The sequence below is a fragment of the Flammeovirga agarivorans genome (assembly GCF_012641475.1).
Taxonomy (GTDB): domain Bacteria; phylum Bacteroidota; class Bacteroidia; order Cytophagales; family Flammeovirgaceae; genus Flammeovirga; species Flammeovirga agarivorans.
On the sequence record NZ_JABAIL010000002.1, the window covers coordinates 542,632 to 560,844 of the forward strand.

An 18,213-nucleotide genomic window follows, 5' to 3' on the forward strand; every position below is an offset into this window, starting at 1 on the left:
ATTACTATCAAGATACATAAATCATTATAAAATCCTATGAAAACCCATTGAATTAGAGTTACCTCCAAACAGTAACCAATATAAAATGATAAACTTTCGGGAATTATGGACGACTATTTTCTAGACTGAGAAAAATAATTTTGTCCTATAAAGATTTAAGATATTTGATTTTTGTTATGAAAGTGTTGAGGATTCTCTCCATTTTTGTAAACTCAAACCAAAAAAAGAACAAATCAATGACACGATTAAGTGTAAATGTAAATAAGATTGCCACTATCAGAAACGCAAGAGGTGGTGATAATCCAAACTTAGTAAAAGTGGCTAAAGATGCTGAGCGTTTTGGTGCTCAAGGGATCACAATCCACCCTAGACCTGATGAAAGACATATCACTCGTCAGGATACATACGATTTGAAACCTGTTGTTACAACAGAATATAATATAGAAGGTAATCCTGAACCAAGGTTTATGGAACTAGTTTTAGATGTTGTACCAGAACAGGCGACGCTTGTTCCTGATGCTGACGATGCTATTACTTCCAACGCCGGATGGGATACTATCAAGAATAAAGAATTCTTGACGAAAGTTACAAGCGAATTAAAAGCTAAAGGTATTCGAGTTTCTATTTTCGTTGATCCAGATCCAGAAATGGTTGCGGGTGCAGCGGCTTGTGGAGCAGATAGAGTAGAACTCTACACTGAACCTTATGCTGCTAACTTTCATAAAAACAAAGAGGAAGCAATAGCTCCATATATCAGTGCTGCAAAAAAAGCAGTTGAATTAGGCCTTGGCTTAAATGCTGGTCATGACCTTGATTTAGATAACTTACAATACTTCCATCAAAATATTGAAGGTTTAGATGAAGTATCAATTGGTCATGCTCTTGTTTGTGATGCCTTATATTATGGATTAGAGAACACTATCCAATTGTATTTAAAGCAATTGAAATAATGGAGTATAAGCACATCATATGTGACTTGGATAATCCTTATCAATCTGAGGATGCTGTAAACAAAGTTATCGACTTATGTTTACAGCATCCTTTCAAAGGGGTGCATGTACCTAACTATTGGGCAAAGAAAGTAATTCGGGATCTTAAGGAAAAAGATATTACCGTTATTAGTAGTATTGGAGAAGCCTCTGGTAATGACCTCACACAGATTAAGTTGTTTGCTCTAAAAGAGTTATTAAAACTCGGTGTAGAAGAAGTGTCTGTAACTATTAATCTTAGTGCATTAAGAACAAACTCAACTTGGTGTAAAATAGAGTTTTTACAATTGACGCAAACAGCACATGAAAAAGAAACTCTGATTACACTTCGATTACCTAAAACAGAAATCAATCAAGACGAAATACAAAAAATTATTCAAGTAGTTAACCATGCAGGTGTAGATTCTATACTCATATCAGAGCAAAATTTACACCACTTAGAAATGGTTCAAAAAGAAATATCAGACCTTGTAGAAATACAAGTTGAGTGCAATAATCAGCAACTTTTACAGAAGTTGTTGCAACAAAACATCAAGGTATTTTGGCAATCTTATGTCAATCTGTCATAATATCGGCAAAGGCACTTTTCTTGATATTGTAGTCATAAAAAATAACAGAAAATGAAACGAACACTTCTTACTACTTTAATTAGCGTATTGAGTGGTCTAGCTGGAGCATTTTTGTACACACAATATATCTACCAGCCGACGCCTCAAGAAGATTTCAGTTTTGCATCCAATGTTATTACTGAAGATACACCTATAATACGATCATCAGAAGAAACATCTTCTTATAAGAAAACTATTACTAACGACATATCATCCTTACCATCATTTGCTGAGGCTGCCTCTGCAAGTACAAAGTCTGTAGTCTATATTGTCACTTATGTAAAAGGCAGGTATAGTAATAGAAGAACATGGATGGAATTATTTTTCAACACACCATCACAAGGTCAATCAGATGTTGCGGTTGGTTCAGGTTCTGGGGTTATTTTCACTAATGATGGATATATCGTCACAAACAACCATGTGGTTAAAGGAGCGAATAAAATTGAAGTGATTTATGATAAAAGATCTTATCAGGCAAAGTTAATTGGTATTGATCCATCAACAGATATTGCTTTATTAAAGATTGAAAAGGACAACCTTCCTGCCATACAGATCGCTTCTTCTAAAGCGGTTAGAGTTGGTGATTGGGTATTAGCAGTAGGAAATCCATTTAATCTAACAAGTACTGTTACTGCTGGTATTGTAAGTGCAAAAGGTAGAAAGATAGGTATTATGAATGATGTATTTCCTATCGAGTCTTTTATACAGACAGATGCAGCAATTAACCCTGGTAATAGTGGTGGTGCTTTGGTAAACATGCATGGTGATTTAGTAGGTATTAATACTGCTATTTTATCAAAAACTGGAAGTTACGCAGGTTATGGCTTCGCTGTCCCTTCAGATATTGTTGCCAAGGTTGTGAATGATCTAAAGAAATATGGAGAAGTTCAAAAAGCATTTCTTGGGGCTAGTATCAAAGAAGTCGATGAAGATATAGCAGAAAAACTTCAATTAACGGATATACAAGGTGTTGTAATCACAAAAATTGAAGGAGGTGCAGCTGAGAAAAACAATCTTAAAGTCGGTGATGTTATTACATCTATCGATAATTTCAAAATTGATTCTGAAGCTGCTTATGATGAACAATTAAGTTATTACGTACCAGGAGATAAGATAACTTTATCAATCATCAGAGAGAATAAAGAAATAGAAAAATCAGTTGTTTTAACGAATATTGACGGAACAACTAATATTTCAGAGAAAAATATCTACGATGCCAAAGAAATTGGTGCTAAATTTACGGCGCTTTCCAAATTGGAGCAATCCAAGCTTGGGCTTTCTACAGGTATCAAAATAGAAGAAGTATCTGACAATGGGCTAATCAAAGAGATGGGTTTAAAGAAAGGAATGATCCTCGTTTCAATTAACAGGTATCCACTTGAAGACCCGAAAGATTTCAGTAAAATTCTTTCAAAAATTAGAGGAAGAGTAATTCTTGAAATTGTCAAAAAAGATTTATCTCATAGGTACTACAGTTATTATTTTTAGATTTAGCATTTAATAAACAAAAACATATTATGTCTAAGGAACACGTAAAAACCCTTATTATCGGGTCAGGTCCTGCAGGTTACACAGCAGCAATTTATGCTTCAAGAGCGAACCTAGCTCCAGTATTATATCAAGGTCCTCAACCAGGTGGTCAGTTGACAATTACAAATGACGTTGAAAACTTCCCAGGTTACCCTAAAGGAATTATGGGCCCACAAATGATGATGGAGATGCAGGAACAAGCTACTCGCTTTGGTACTGATATCCGTACGGGTTTAGTTACTTCTGTTCAATTAAGTGATAATGGCCCTCATACAGCAGTAGTGGATGAAGAAACCGAAATTACAGCTGATACTATTATTATTTCAACAGGTGCTTCAGCAAAATGGTTAGGATTAGAATCTGAAACTCGTTTAAATGGTGCAGGTGTTTCTGCTTGTGCAGTTTGTGATGGTTTCTTCTACAGAGGCCAAGAAGTTGCTGTTGTTGGTGCAGGTGATTCTGCTTGTGAAGAAGCTCACTATTTATCTAACCTTTGTTCAAAGGTTCACATGATTGTTCGTCGTGATGAGATGAGAGCGTCTAAAATCATGCAAGACCGTGTAATCAAGAAAGAGAACATCGAAATTCACTGGAACTCTGAAACTTTAGAAGTTCTTGGTGGTGATGCTGTTGAAGGTGTAAAAGTAATCAACAACAAAACCAATGAAGAAAGTGTAATTGATGTTACAGGTTTCTTCGTTGCTATCGGTCACAAACCTAATACTGATATCTTCAAGGGTCAGTTAGACATGGACGATGCTGGATATCTTGTTACTAAACCTGATAGCACAAAAACAAATATTAAAGGTGTTTTTGCTGCGGGTGATGTTCAGGACACTGTTTACAGACAAGCAGTAACTGCTGCGGGTACAGGCTGTATGGCGGCATTAGAAGCAGAAAGATACTTAACAGAGTTAGAAGACTAGTCTGTATTATCATAGAATAAAACGAAAGCGTTATCATAAAAAATATGGTAACGCTTTTTTGTATTTATCGGGGAAGTAAAAAAATACGTTAATCTCGAAGAATACTTAAGTTAATGAATTGTCTTTTAAGTGTTTCTTTAGTATTGTTGTAAGATCAATATTAAATTTATAAGCAAACAGGATTGATCTGGTTTGCTTAACGATGTAAAGTTACCATGTTTTTAAACTTTAAATTATCAAAACAAAAGACTTCGATAGCTATCACATTTTTTTCACTATGTTTACTTTCAAGCAGTGCTAATGGACAAGGCTTTTTCAAAAAGCTGTTTAAAGGCAAAGAAAAAAAACAAGAAAATGTTGCCATAACTTCATTAAATGAAGAGACAGAAGAGGCTATCTCCACTTTCCTACTTTCAAATGGTGAAATTGCGTGTGCTACAGATAAGGCAATTGAAAACTTACCAACACCCTACCAAAGAATTAATTTGAATTCTACTGAGCAATGCCAAAGTTTAGTAGAGATTCAACCTGGAAAATTTGTTGATGCTGTCTATTTAAATGGCTTCGACTATTATAAAAGTTGGGACAACTGGAATGTAAATCCTTACAATATCTCATCTAAAGTATTATCAGATAGCGTACAGCTTCATTTATATGATTCTACAGCGTCAAGTACGCAATGGGCATACCCACTAGATCAACCACAAAGAGTCACTTCTAAGTATGGTTTTAGAAGATGGAGGTTTCACCACGGTGTCGATGTTAAAGTTGCTATCGGTGATTCTATCCGATCGATGTTTGATGGTGTCGTAAGAATTGCCAAATACAATAGAAGAGGTTATGGTTATTACGTAATGGTAAGACATAAAAATGGTCTTGAAACTCTTTACGGCCATATGAGTAGATATATAGTAAGAGCAGGTCAGGAGGTTAAAGCTGGTGAAGTAATTGGACTCGGCGGCAATACTGGTAGAAGTACCGGACCACACCTACATTTTGAAATCAGATATCAAGGTTATGGGTTTAACCCATCTGATATGGTTGACTTTGCAAACCAAGAAATAGATATCCCTGCAGATTTTGACCTCACAGCGAAAAACTATGAGTTATTAATTGAATCGAAGAAGAGTGTTTATCACCGTATAAGACCCGGAGATTCGTTATGGAAAATCAGCAGAAAATATGGTACTAGTATTTCTAAAATATGCAGACTTAACGGCATGTCGAAGAGAACAACATTACGAGTTGGTCGAACCTTAAGGGTAAGATAAGACTCAATAAAAAAGCCATCGTATTCATCTACGATGGCTTTTTTATTGATTATTGATTAGGCTTATAACCTCTTTCCTTCATTAGATAATGCAAAACACCATCCTTTAACCCTACTCCTGGAACAATGATCTTCTCGGCTCCAGCAATATCCATTACATTTGTATAAATTCTTGCCGCAGGGATAATAACATCTGCCCTATCTTCATTGAGCCTCAGTTTCTTTACTCTTTCTTCAAAAGTAAACTCTTCCAACCAAGCTCTAATTTTCCTAAGCTCGGATAGATAGGTAATCTTATCTTCACTCTTCTTTTGCTTCGAAAGGTTAAAAAGCTTATTAATATTTCCTCCAGTCCCAATGGCTATAACTTCTTCCTCTCTGTTAAAATAAGGTGCAGACGACTGCTCGTACCAATGGCGAATAATATCAAACATGTTTGTACGTTCTTCTTTGTTCAATTTACGTACACTACCCATCTTAAATGATCTAGATGCTACCTTAGTTTTATGTCTGTATAGATTCAGTTCAGTACTACCTCCACCTACATCAATATGAATTACATTTCCCATTGGGATATATTTTCCTAATGCAAGTGAGATCATTTGAGCCTCTATAGAGCCATCTATAATGTCTACACGCAAACCATCTTTATAGTATACTCTTTCTACTATTTCCTTTCCATTACTTGCTTCTCTCATTGCAGAAGTAGCACATGCTATATAATCATTGACTTCATAAAGATCGAGTAATGTTGCGAATACTCTCATGAGTTTAACAAACTTCTCTTCTGTTGGTCTTAAGATTTTTCCAGCATTAAAAACATCTGTTCCTAAACGCAATGGAAATCTCATATAGTCAATTTTTTTAAAAACTGTTCCGCCAGTTTTACCTTCATGTGTTGTTACAACTTGAAAACGAATGGCATTCGAGCCGATGTCAATTGATGCTAATCTCAAAATAAAAAAATCTAGTTGTAAGAAATGTTATTAGTATTACCTGTTCGACTTATTAGTATTAGTCGTTTAAACCGGTTGCAAAATTCACACCATCTCAAAAAAATATATTCTTGAGGTGAGGTTTAACATAAGAATACAAAAAAAGAGGTATCGTTTCGGATACCTCTTTCTTATTTATAAATAAAGATTACTCAGAATCTGATATTACATAGATTCGAATGATTTCTCACCATGGTAAGCTTCATCAATACCTTCTTCTTCTACCTCAGTAGTAACACGACCACCTTGAGTAAGTAATGCAGACAATTTGAAAATTACAAATGATGCCGCACCAGAATAAACAATAGTTACAACTACAGCTTTTAACTGTACTAATACTTGACCAGGGTTACCATATAAAGCACCTGCTGCTCCATTTACATCGGGGTTAGCAAAAACACCTGTTAGAATAGCACCAACAATACCTACTAAACCGTGGATACCAAATACATCTAAAGTATCGTCGTATCCTAATTTCTCTTTCAATTTCACTACACCGTAGAAACCAACTGCACCTGAAATTAAACCAATAGCTAATGCACCTGATACATCTACATAACCAGAAGCAGGAGTAATACCTACTAGACCTGAAATCACACCAGATGCTGATCCTAATAATGTTGGCTTTTTCTCTTCTGTAAACCACTCTAATAATAACCATCCAATACCACCTGCAGCAGCTGCAACGTTAGTTACCATCATAGCATTTGCAGCAATAAAATCTGCAGCTAATTGTGATCCACCATTAAAACCAAACCATCCGAACCATAAAAGTGCAGAACCTAATACCATCAATTTAATTGATGATGGCTTATTTGATTGTTCACCACCATGTGATAAACGATTTCCAAGCATTAAGGCTAAAACTAGGCCTGAAATACCTGCATTAATGTGAATTACAGTACCACCTGCGAAATCTAACTCGCCATCAGTACTTAAAAATCCACCACCCCATACCCAGTGGGCAATTGGAGAATATACTAAAGCTACCCAAAGTACCGAGAAGATAATCCAAGTAGAATATTTAACTCTTTCAATGATTGAACCACTTACTAATGCTACTGCAATGGCAGCAAAAGTACCTTGGAACATAATAAATAAGATTCTAGGAATTGAGCCTTCAACATCTGTAATCTTCACATCTGCTAATAAGAACGATGTAAAGTCTCCGATATATGCATTACCTTTTCCAAATGCAAGACTATAACCGATGATGACCCAAACTAATGTACCTGTACAAAATGCTGTATAACTCATACCAATGGTATTCAATACAGTCTTACGTTGTGCTAATCCTCCATAAAAAAGTGTAAGACCAGCTGGAGTCATCAACATTACGAGAGCTGTAGCAACCAACATCCAAGCTGTATCACCAGAATTGATAGTACCATCCTGTGAAAAGCCAAGTGTAGGCATAGCCAAAATAGCCACTAATAACGCTAATTTTTTAGCGTCAAAGTTTTTTAACGAAATCATAATTTAAATAGGTGAGTGTGAGTAAATTTATAATTTATTGTCACAAATTTAATAGAATGACAATTAAAACTCCAAATTTTACAACAAATAAAAAAATAACAACGGATTGAAATTAATCTAAACAACCGTAAAAACATTAATAAAAATACTTATCAGGTTCTTTTTTTAAGCAAATCGCAAGAAAAAATATTTTTTAGATAAAATTAAAGTCAAAAAAATGACTTAACAATAAAAAAAGACCCTATTCCGTAAGAATAGAGTCTTTTTTTTTAATTTCTCCTGTCAAAACCAGCTACTTTTTAAGGTGCAAGTCTAGATTTCAACCATTCACCTTGTTCGTTTAACTGATATTGGATTCGATCATGTAATCTTGAAGGTCTGCCTTGCCAAAATTCAATACGTGTTGGTTTTATTGCAAAGCCCCCCCAATGTTCGGGTCTTGGGACATGTGTAATAAATTTTGCAGCATATTTAGCAAATCTTGCTACAATAACATTTTTTGAATCTATTTGGCTACTTTGCTCTGATGCCCACGCTCCTACTTTGCTTTTATATGGTCTAGAAGCAAAATATTTATCAGACATTTCAGGAGATACTTTTTCTACTGTTCCTTCAACACAAACCTGTCTTTCTAATTCAGGCCAGAAAAAGTTCAACGCTGCTTTTTTTGTTTCTTGCAAAGACTTCCCTTTCCTACTATTATAATTAGTATAAAAAACGAAAGCTTTGTCTTCAACACCTTTTAATAAAACTGTTCTAGATGAAATACTTCCTTCCTTTGACACAGAAGCTACATTCATTGCTGTTGGCTCATGCACTTCAGCACTAATTGCTTCTTCTAACCAAATTTCAAATTGTTTAATTGGATCATCCAAAACATCAGATTCATTTAGATCTTTCTTTGAATAATCTAAACGTATGTCTGCAATTTTTGACTTCATGATATACTATTATTTGCTTGTCTCTTTTACGCCACAATATAATGCTGCAATACGATTAGCACATAACTCTCCATCCATTGCCGCAGATGCAATACCTCCTGCATAACCTGCACCTTCTCCACAAGGAAACAACCTTTTTATCTGAGTATGTTCACAAGTTTCTTTTTCCCTTGGAATTCGAACAGGAGATGATGTTCTACTTTCTACTCCTACAATTTGTGCTTCATTTGTCAGGTAACCTCTCATTTTTTTACCAAAATCTTTGAAGCCAAATTTTAAACGGTGTGCAATCGCCTGAGGTAAAACATCCCTCATGTCTACTGATAACAAACCAGGCTGGTAAGATGTTTCGTTTAAATCGTTAGAAACTTTACCATTTATAAAATCACCTAATCTTTGTGCTGGAGCAACTTGAGTACCCCCTGCTACTTCACAAGCTTTTCTTTCAACTTCCGCTTGAAATTCCATAGCTGCAAGTTCTCCATACTTCTTAATATATGGACCGAATTCATCATCATCAACACTGACAACAATACCTGAATTGGAGAACTGGGAATCTCTTCTCGAAGGCGACATCCCATTTACCACCACTTCTCCTGGTGCAGTAGCGGAAGGAACGATAAACCCACCTGGACACATACAAAAAGAGAATACACCCTTCTTTTGACCTTTGTATCCAACTTGAGACACTAAAGAATAAGCTGCTGCTGGCAGGTATTCTCCACGGTCTCTATCATCTAAATGGTATTGAATTTTATCTATTAAACCTTGAGGGTGTTCAATTCTAACACCTAAAGCAAAAGGTTTTCTCTCTATTTCTACTTCTTTTTTCTGAAGAAGTCTAAAAATATCTCTTGCCGAATGTCCTGTTGCTAAAAGAACTGCTTCTCCTTCAATTTTATCACCTTGTTGGGTTACAACTCCTTTTATTTCATTTCCAGAAATATTAAAGTCTTCAACTCGAGTTTCAAAATGTACTTCACCTCCAGCATCTAAAATACTCTGACGCATTTCAGCAATCACCTTAGGCAATTTATTTGTTCCAATATGTGGATGAGCATCTATTAAAATTTCTTCACTTGCTGAGTGAGCAACGAAAATTTCACAGATTCTCCTAAAGTCTCCCCTCTTTTTTGATCTTGTATACAACTTACCATCTGAGTAGGTACCTGCTCCACCTTCTCCAAAACAGTAGTTTGAATCTTCGTTGACGATATTCTTTTTATTGATATTTGCCAGATCTCTTCGTCTCTTTTGAACATCATTACCTCTTTCAATAATGATAGGCTTAATACCTAATTCTAAAAACCTTAATGCTGCAAATAAGCCTGCAGGACCGGCTCCAACAATGACCACCCTTTTAGCATCACTAACGTTTGGGTAATCTTTTTTATAAGAGATATTTAATGTAGGAGACTCATCAACAAAGATTTCAGCTTCAACATTTACTTTCACTTTTTTCTTACGAGCATCCACAGACCTTCTCGTCATACGTACAGTAGCGTTGGCTTCTCTGTCAACCTTTTCCTTTTTAATTACATATGATTTAAAGTTATCCTCATCGAAAGCTACATGTGGAGGAACAACGTATTGTGAAACTTTTTTCATTAAATGGATGATATTTATTCTTCAACAAACTGAATGCTACAAAATTATACAATAAGAAGTTAGGAAGTAGCACACAAAAGATCATTAACAAAAAAAGCAGGCTATATCATTAGCCTGCTCCCTTATTAAATTAACAAAGTACTATTAGTTTACTTTTTCGGATAACTCTTGTACTTTTTCATAAGCATCTTTTCTACCAGCTTCAAAAGATTTTTTGTAAAGTTCTAAAGCTTCAGCATAAGTCGCTTTCTTTTTCTTTGGAGCTAATTTTGTTCTATTTGCAGCTTCTTCAAGTGCTTCAGCTTGAGCATAATATGCATCTGCCTCCGTCTTTTTCGCTTGAACCATTAACTCTTGAATTCTATTTTTCTGAAGAGCAATCTCTTCGTTATTTTTTTGAATTTCAACTTCTTGATCTGACAGTTCTTTTGCTTGTAAATCAACTGTCTTAATCAATGCTTTATTTTCTGACTGTAATTTCTCAACTCTCTCTTTTAGATCTGCAATTTCTTGTGTCTTTTGATCCAGTTGTTGTCTCAGTTTTCTGATTGTATTTGCATAAGCACTATTTTTTGCATTTGATTTTGCTAAGCTTGCTTCCATTTGTTCCATGCGTTGCTCAGACTCTTTCATGTATGCATCAATAGCTCTAATTTTCTCTTCATATGTTTTTCCAGAAATACCTTTCTCCATATCGATATATAAAAGGTTTCTAGAAACATCGATTGAATCAATCAAAGCACCTACTTCGTCTAATGTTTCCGCAGCGGCCTCAGCTCTAGCCAAATCTTCTTGCAGCTTTGCATTTGCAGCTTTTAATTGATCATTTTCTTCTTGTACACCACATGAAGAAAAAGTAAATGAAGTTGCTGCTAGAACTAAAAATAACTTTAATGTATTATTGATTTTCGATTTCATAAATATTAATCAGTTCAAATTTCGCTTATTAAATGTTACGACAAATGTAAATGCTTTTACAATAGTATCAAAAATAGATGATTCAATTCGTAATTTATAATGAAATACTAACTATTAATACATCCATTTTACAATACTTTTACATACATTTGCATTTGAAACAAAACAAACAACCGGGCGATTGATTTTTGTACCATTAATCCTAATTAAACCAAAGGATACTTTTTTTATTGACGTCATTTATCATTCCTAAATGAAAAAAACTAAAATTCTTAGAGTGATTGCAAGGTTAAATGTCGGAGGACCGGCAATACATACTGTATTATTAACCGATCAAATGAATGATGATCACTACGACACTAAATTAGTTGCAGGGCATGTACCTAGTAATGAAGGCGACATGTCTTATTTAGCTAAAGAAAGAAACTTAAAGGTCCACTACTTAAATCACCTTCAGAGAGAACTTTCTCTTAAAGATGATTTAAAATCCTTGTTTGACTTATTCTTAATAATAAGAGAATATCAACCTGATATTATTCACACACACACCGCAAAAGCGGGCTTTATTGGAAGAGCCGCAGCTATAGTCGCGAACTTTTTTTCAAAAAATAAGGTTAAGTCTGTACACACTTTTCATGGCCATGTCTTTCATGGATATTTTTCGCCAATGAAAACGAAGTTGTTTTTAGGTATAGAAAAATTTTTAGCAAAGTATACAGATACTATTATTACAATTACTGAAAAACAACAGGAAGAAATACTTAACCTGGGCATTGGAAAAAAGGCTCAACACAAAATGGTACCTTTGGGGTTAGACCTCAAAAGGTTTTACACTAACACTAATAATAACTTTCTACATGATGAATATAACATTCCAAAAACCTCCAAACTTGTAGGGATCGTTGCAAGGTTTACACAGATTAAAAATCTAAAAATGTTTATTAGAGTTGCCAAACTAATTAGTAATGAAAAAGATGATGTCCATTTTTTCATGATTGGTGATGGTGAAGATCGTGACATGCTTGAAAGCTATGCAAAACAAGAAAATATCGATCATAAGATTACATTTACCGGATTTTTAAAGGATTTACCTAGCATTTATGCCAGTTTGGATTTAGTTTTGCTTACTTCTAACAACGAGGGCTCACCAGTATCAATTATTGAAGCTATGACATCTGGCACATGTGTGGTTTCAACCGCTGTTGGTGGAGTTCCAGATTTGTTTTCTTCTTTTGGTAAACGCTACTTAGTTGGTCCCAATGAGGACGAGGCAATGAAAAATGCCGCTGTTAGAATATTAAGCTATGAAGATGATAAAAACCTGTTTATCAGAGAACACAAAGAATCTACTTATCGTAAATATAACTATGATCGTCTAGTCAGCGATCTAAAGATGACTTACAAAGAATTAACATGAATCAGTCAATATTATTGCTCAGCCTAACTTTTGGTGCCATTATATCGTTTATTGTCACCAGAATTTTGATTAAGCAAGCAATTAAGTACCAAATAGTAGACAAACCTAGAGCGGATCGTTTTCATACAAAAACAACAGCTTTAATGGGTGGAATTGCTATCGTAGTATCGTTTATCGTTGTGGCAACTTTATTACAACTACTACCAATAGCATGGTCTGTTATAACATTATTAGGCACTATAATCTCTATTTATCAACTATTTAATAATAGAAGAGTTAGAGCTTATATCTCTTGCGTAACTACAATTATTGCAGGAGTAGCCACATTATTTATCCTTTATGGAGAAAATGTATTCGATCAGAAAATAGCTTGGCTCTTTACAGGTGCGATGATTGTTTTCTTCACAGGAACATTTGATGACAAATCAAAAGCAATGGAACCAAAAGTGAAATTGTTTTTCCAAATTACAGCAGGAGCAATAGCTATTTTAATTGTTGGCACTGCCAATTTCTTACCTCCTATAATTAGTGAAGTTTTTACATTTTTCTGGATCATTGGGGTAATTAACGCACTGAACTTGATTGATAACATGAACGGCCTATCTCCAGGTATTGCTGCATTTACAGCACTTGCCTTCGGTCTGTTTTCTATCGTGTTATTCAACAATCACGACACTGCATTACTAAGCCTTGCACTGGCAGCTGTACTGTTTGGTTTTTTACCTAACAACTTCCCTAATGCAAAGATTTTCATGGGAGACTCTGGCAGTATGTTCTTAGGCTATATTTTATCAATGCTTGGAGTAATGCTTTCTTGGGAGACTACTTCTATTGATATTTCAATCATTACACCAATTTTATTATTGGCATATCCGATTTTTGATGTAACATTTGTTACAATTAATAGAATCAGATCAGGAAGACCTATTTATGTTGGAGGAAAAGATCATTCTTCTCACCTGCTAGTGAAATATGGGTTTTCTCCTAAATATGCAGTAATGATGTTGTATGGATTAAGTATTATCACTTCTTTCATTACGTATTACATCAATACACTAGACTTAGGTTATGCAGCAACAGCAGTCTCAATCATCCTATCCACTTTCATCATTTTAGGTTTTATACTCACAAAATTACATGATAAAGAGTACATGCCCAGTGAAGAAAAAGAAGAAGTTATTGCAGGACAAGAAATAGAAGATATTACGAACATTACGAATATCACTCCTAATGTTTCTAAGAAATACAATAAGGTTCAATAATACCACTTATTGAAAAATAATAATTTAAACCCATCAGTAATGTTTCAATAACTTACTGATGGGTTTTTCTCTTAATAGAGAATTATTAAATACAAAAAAGCCTTGTATCTTTAGAGATACAAGGCTTTTATATTTTATAGGACAAACTTTGAATTACTTCGCAGCTTGCTCATTTTTTGCTGTTAAGAATTCTTCGAATTTAGCAAGATCCACTTCCTCAGAAGTAAGAGCTACTTTTTCTTTTGCTGCAGCGAAGATTTTCTCGTTGTAAACTTGCTCATAAGTTTGCTCGAAGTACTTACCGTTTTCAGCTGATAAGTAGTTTTGTACGAACTCACCCATACGCTCGTCCTCATCACCCATGAAGTTACCGAATTGAGCTTTGATTTGAACTAAAGCAGCTGCTTCAACATCTTCTTTCTCAACTTTTACTTCTGAAGCTTCAGCAACTTTATCAGAGATTGCTCTCCATTTTACTGCTTCTTCGAATTTAGCTAAGTTTTCGTCGATTTCTTCCTCAGTTGCCTTAGGGTTGTTTTGCTTGTAAACTTTCTTTAATAACTCAGCAGGTAAAGCAATAGTAGTTGCTTCAACGATTGCGTTACGAACGTTTTCGTTTGTTAAGTTATCAATTGCTTGTTGGTTTACTTCAGCGATTGTTTTCTTTAACTCAGCTCTGAATTCTTCTTCGTTAGAAGCTTTATCAGGACCGATTACCATGTTAAAGAAGTCAACATCTAATTCTGGCTCGTGGTTACGAGTAATTTTTGTGATTTCGATAGAGAATTGACCTACGAAAGACTCTTTATCTTCAGTACCTAAGATAAGACCTAAACGGTTGTCATCCTCATACATTGAAGTGATGTCTAAAGTAACTACATCACCTACTTTTTTACCTTCGAATTGAGCAGCGATACCTTCAGCTAATTTATCGTCTAATTCAAAAGCTGCACCTTCTTTAGAGTACTCTCCTTCTACAGCTTTGAAAGTTGCAGTAACTAAATCGTCTTTTGCAGCTTCTTCAGCATCTTTCTTTGTAGGGTAAGCTTCTTTTAACTTAGTGATTGTACTTTCAACATCAGCATCAGTAACAGTCAAGTTAAAAGTATCTGCATTGATCCCTTCTAAGTTTAAATCAAACTCAGGAAGTAATAATTCAAATTCTACAGTTTGCTCAGCACCTAATTGTTCTGGAGTGATGAAATCACCTTTGTACATTGGTTGGAACAATGGCTTAACATTGTTATCCTTTAAGTAAGTATCCACAGCTTTTCCAACAGCTTCGTTGAAAGTATCCATTTTTACTTGCTTACCGTACATTTTTTCTACCATTGACATTGGTACCTTACCCTTACGGAAACCTTTCATATTAGCACCTTTAGCGTACTGCTTTAATTTGCTCTTATACTCAGGCATAAAATCAGCTTCAGCAACATTTACTGTAAGCAAACCGTATGAGTTCTCTTGTTTATCTAATTTGAATTCCAAAGTTTTATTATTTTTGGTGTGACAAAACTCTTAATTATTTTACCGAAATAAGGGTCAAATTGATCACCTATTTCAATATTATTATCAAAAGAGAAGTAAATATCTACCAAAACTAAGTTGGAGTACCTCTACAACCCTTCTACTTAAAAAGCTATTCGATCAATGATTTAACCATTTGAATTTCAAGTGATTTACACATCCATCAATAACTAATTCAACCATAAACAAAACACCTAAATTAGGTATTTTAATTTAAAGCGATGCAAAGGTAATCAACTCGTTTTGAAAATCATTGATGTTCACCCAAAAAAATGTAAACAACTGTTACATCTTTTTTTAAATCTTATCTTTGCTTTCTTTATGATCACTATACTTTTTTACCTATTTTTATAGTTCTTAGACTATTTGTATGGTAACAATAATTTGTTTGAACATTTGGAGATGAAGATCGACTTAGAAAAAGAGAGGATGGAGCTTTTAAAAATGTACGGTAACTTACTCCGTAAAGCCCGACCTTTTTTAAATGATCCAGACGATATAAAACAAATCAAAAAGGCCTTCCTTTTTGCTTCTGATGCTCATAAAGACATGAGAAGAAAATCTGGTGAGCCTTTCATATATCATCCCGTGGCTGTAGCCACAATTGCCGCAGAAGAAATCGGCTTAGGTACCACTTCAATTATTTCAGCTTTATTACATGACGTAGTAGAAGATACAGACTATACGTTAGAAGATATTGAAGAACATTTTGGCGAAAAGGTAGCCCTTATTGTCAATGGTTTAACTAAAATATCTGGCGCCGCACAAAAAGGCGGTTCACTACAAGCTGAGAACTTCAGAAAAATGTTACTGACAATTTCTGAAGACGTTAGAGTTGTTCTTATTAAAATCTCAGATCGACTACACAATATGCGTACGTTGATCTCGATGCCAAAAGACAAACAACTTAAGGTAAAAGCAGAAACTGAATACATTTATGCTCCCTTAGCACACCGTCTTGGTCTTTATAATATTAAATCTGAATTAGAAGATTTATGTCTAAAATATTCAGATAGAAATTTATATGATGAGATCTCAAGAAAGTTAAAAGCATCTGAAGAAGCTCGCGAACACTTTACGAATGAATTTAAGACTCCACTTATCGAAACTATGGATAAGCAGGGGTATAAATACACGATTAAATCAAGAACTAAATCGATTACTTCTATTGCAAATAAGATGAAAAAGCAACAAGTACCTTTTGAAGAGGTATTTGACTTATTTGCTGTAAGAATTATTTTCGATGCTCCTAGACAAGTCGAGAAATCAACTTGTTGGCATATCTATTCTATTGTCACCGACTACTATACACCCAACGTTAGTAGATTAAGAGACTGGATTAGTGTACCGAAATCCAATGGTTATGAATCATTGCATACTACTGTAATGGGACATAATGGTCACTGGGTAGAAGTACAAATTCGTTCTAAAAGAATGGATGAAATTGCCGAAAAAGGTTACGCAGCACACTGGAAATATAAAGAACAAGGAGAAGCTGATTCAGAAAAGGGTATTGAGCAGTGGCTAAATGAAGTTCGTTCTCTTATGGAGAATGACAAAGTAAATGCCGTAGAATTCCTTGATGATTTCAGAACTAGTTTATTTAATAAAGAAGTCTTTGTATTTACACCAAATGGCGATTTAAAGGTATTCCCTCAAGGTTCTACAGTTCTTGATTTTGCTTTTGATATTCATACTGAGGTTGGAGCAAAATGTCTTGGTGCCAAGATTAATGGTAAGCTAGTACCATTAAGTTATCAGTTAGAAAACGGCGACCAAATAGAAATTTTGACTGCCAACCAGCCTAAAGCTAACGAGGGTTGGTTAAAAATTGTAAGAACTTCTAGAGCTAGAGCAAAAATAAAATCTCACCTAAAAGAAGACCACAAACGTGTAGCGCTTATTGGTAGAGAAATCATTGATAGAAAATTCAAGCACCTTAAAATTAAATACGATGATAAGGTTGCTCAGCAATTAAGAGACTTTTTCAGTCTTAACAGTGAAACTGATTTGTATTATCAGGTTGGCGAAGGCATCATTGAACACAAGGAAATTAAGAAGTTCAAAGATCACCTTGATCAAACTAACAATGTTAAGAAGAAAAAGATGGTTCCTGACTCTGCTAAAGAGTTCAAGAAGAAGATTAAAACGATTAGAGAAGATGACGATGAATTAGTCATTGGTGAGGATATGGAAAATGTCCACTACTCTATTGCTAACTGTTGTAATCCAATTCAAGGGGATGATATCTTTGGTTTTATTACTATTAATAATGGTATTAAAATCCACAGAACAAACTGTCCTAACTCTATCGCTATGATGGCCAATTATGGTTATAGAATCATCAAAGCTAGGTGGGCTTCAGAGAAAGAATCTTCTTTTATTTCAAAAATTGCTATCGAAGGTACAGACAGAATAGGCTTAGTCAATGACGTTACGAGAATTATCACAAGTCGTATGAAAGTAAACATACGTTCGATATCAATAGATACTCAAGATGGAATTTTTAAAGGCAATATTGAGATTTCTGTTAAAAACCTTAATGAGTTCGAAAAGGTAATTAACGAAATCAGTGAAATTGAAGGAATTATAAGAATCACGAGAAAAGATTCCTGATTTTTTTCTTAAAAACCTTACGCCACAATGCAAAATAAGCATTGTGGCTTTTTTTTTGCCTAAAACAAAGTGTACTAATCGAGCAAATTCTAGCACTTAAGCAATATTATTGTTAAATTGCTCGTTATAG

Annotated in this window: 14 protein-coding genes; 8 read left to right on the forward strand and 6 right to left on the reverse strand. The window is 34.6% G+C overall.

The genetic code is table 11. From position 1 onward, the window contains the following. The first annotated feature begins 236 nt into the window (after window positions 1-236). The 5 genes from HGP29_RS06980 to HGP29_RS07000 all read left to right on the forward strand — a co-directional run bounded on the left by HGP29_RS06980 (window position 237) and on the right by HGP29_RS07000 (window position 5,324). Window positions 237-950, forward strand: a complete 714-nt coding sequence (locus HGP29_RS06980; protein WP_168881649.1) for a pyridoxine 5'-phosphate synthase — start codon at window positions 237-239, stop codon at window positions 948-950. Next, window positions 950-1,558, forward strand: coding sequence for a beta/alpha barrel domain-containing protein (locus HGP29_RS06985; RefSeq protein ID WP_168881650.1), 609 nt, complete (start codon window positions 950-952; stop codon window positions 1,556-1,558). The genes HGP29_RS06980 and HGP29_RS06985 overlap by 1 nt, the downstream gene beginning before the upstream one ends. 51 nt (window positions 1,559-1,609) lie before the next feature. Further along, window positions 1,610-3,085, forward strand: a complete 1,476-nt coding sequence (locus HGP29_RS06990) for a trypsin-like peptidase domain-containing protein (RefSeq protein WP_168881651.1) — start codon at window positions 1,610-1,612, stop codon at window positions 3,083-3,085. 29 nt (window positions 3,086-3,114) lie between these two features. Continuing rightward, window positions 3,115-4,053: a thioredoxin-disulfide reductase gene (trxB, locus tag HGP29_RS06995; RefSeq protein WP_168881652.1), complete on the forward strand. Its 939-nt coding sequence runs from the start codon at window positions 3,115-3,117 to the stop codon at window positions 4,051-4,053. A 215-nt stretch (window positions 4,054-4,268) separates the two neighbouring features. After that, window positions 4,269-5,324: a M23 family metallopeptidase gene (locus HGP29_RS07000; protein ID WP_168881653.1), complete on the forward strand. Its 1,056-nt coding sequence runs from the start codon at window positions 4,269-4,271 to the stop codon at window positions 5,322-5,324. A 49-nt stretch (window positions 5,325-5,373) separates the two neighbouring features. On the opposite strand, the gene HGP29_RS07005 is transcribed toward HGP29_RS07000, so the two are convergent. From HGP29_RS07005 to HGP29_RS07025, 5 genes are all read right to left on the reverse strand, one after another. Further along, window positions 5,374-6,279, reverse strand: a complete 906-nt coding sequence (locus tag HGP29_RS07005; RefSeq protein ID WP_168881654.1) for a Ppx/GppA phosphatase family protein — start codon at window positions 6,277-6,279, stop codon at window positions 5,374-5,376. 204 nt (window positions 6,280-6,483) lie between these two features. Then, the gene (locus HGP29_RS07010; RefSeq protein WP_168881655.1) at window positions 6,484-7,794 is read right to left on the reverse strand and encodes an ammonium transporter; all 1,311 of its coding nucleotides are present in this window, start codon (window positions 7,792-7,794) and stop codon (window positions 6,484-6,486) included. A gap of 299 nt (window positions 7,795-8,093) precedes the next feature. Further along, window positions 8,094-8,735: a pyridoxamine 5'-phosphate oxidase gene (gene pdxH / locus HGP29_RS07015; protein WP_168881656.1), complete on the reverse strand. Its 642-nt coding sequence runs from the start codon at window positions 8,733-8,735 to the stop codon at window positions 8,094-8,096. A gap of 9 nt (window positions 8,736-8,744) precedes the next feature. Next, entirely contained in the window at window positions 8,745-10,343 is a 1,599-nt protein-coding gene (locus tag HGP29_RS07020) for an NAD(P)/FAD-dependent oxidoreductase (RefSeq protein ID WP_168881657.1), read from the reverse strand. Window positions 10,344-10,487: 144 nt separating this feature from the next. Continuing rightward, on the reverse strand, window positions 10,488-11,261 hold the full coding sequence (locus HGP29_RS07025; RefSeq protein WP_168881658.1) for a hypothetical protein: 774 nt from the start codon (window positions 11,259-11,261) through the stop codon (window positions 10,488-10,490). A 253-nt stretch (window positions 11,262-11,514) separates the two neighbouring features. On the opposite strand from HGP29_RS07025, the gene HGP29_RS07030 reads away from it, so the two are divergent. Together HGP29_RS07030 and HGP29_RS07035 are read left to right on the forward strand one after the other, a co-directional pair. Next, entirely contained in the window at window positions 11,515-12,678 is a 1,164-nt protein-coding gene (locus HGP29_RS07030) for a glycosyltransferase (protein WP_168881659.1), read from the forward strand. Next, entirely contained in the window at window positions 12,675-13,940 is a 1,266-nt protein-coding gene (locus HGP29_RS07035; RefSeq protein WP_168881660.1) for a glycosyltransferase family 4 protein, read from the forward strand. The genes HGP29_RS07030 and HGP29_RS07035 overlap by 4 nt, the downstream gene beginning before the upstream one ends. A 153-nt stretch (window positions 13,941-14,093) precedes the next feature. On the opposite strand, the gene tig is transcribed toward HGP29_RS07035, so the two are convergent. After that, window positions 14,094-15,428, reverse strand: coding sequence for a trigger factor (gene tig / locus HGP29_RS07040; protein WP_168881661.1), 1,335 nt, complete (start codon window positions 15,426-15,428; stop codon window positions 14,094-14,096). Between the two features lie 441 nt (window positions 15,429-15,869). Here tig and HGP29_RS07045 point away from each other — a divergent pair, with 441 nt between their 5' ends. Then, complete coding sequence (locus HGP29_RS07045) at window positions 15,870-18,083, forward strand: RelA/SpoT family protein (RefSeq protein ID WP_168881662.1); 2,214 nt, start codon at window positions 15,870-15,872, stop codon at window positions 18,081-18,083. Window positions 18,084-18,213 lie beyond the last annotated feature (130 nt).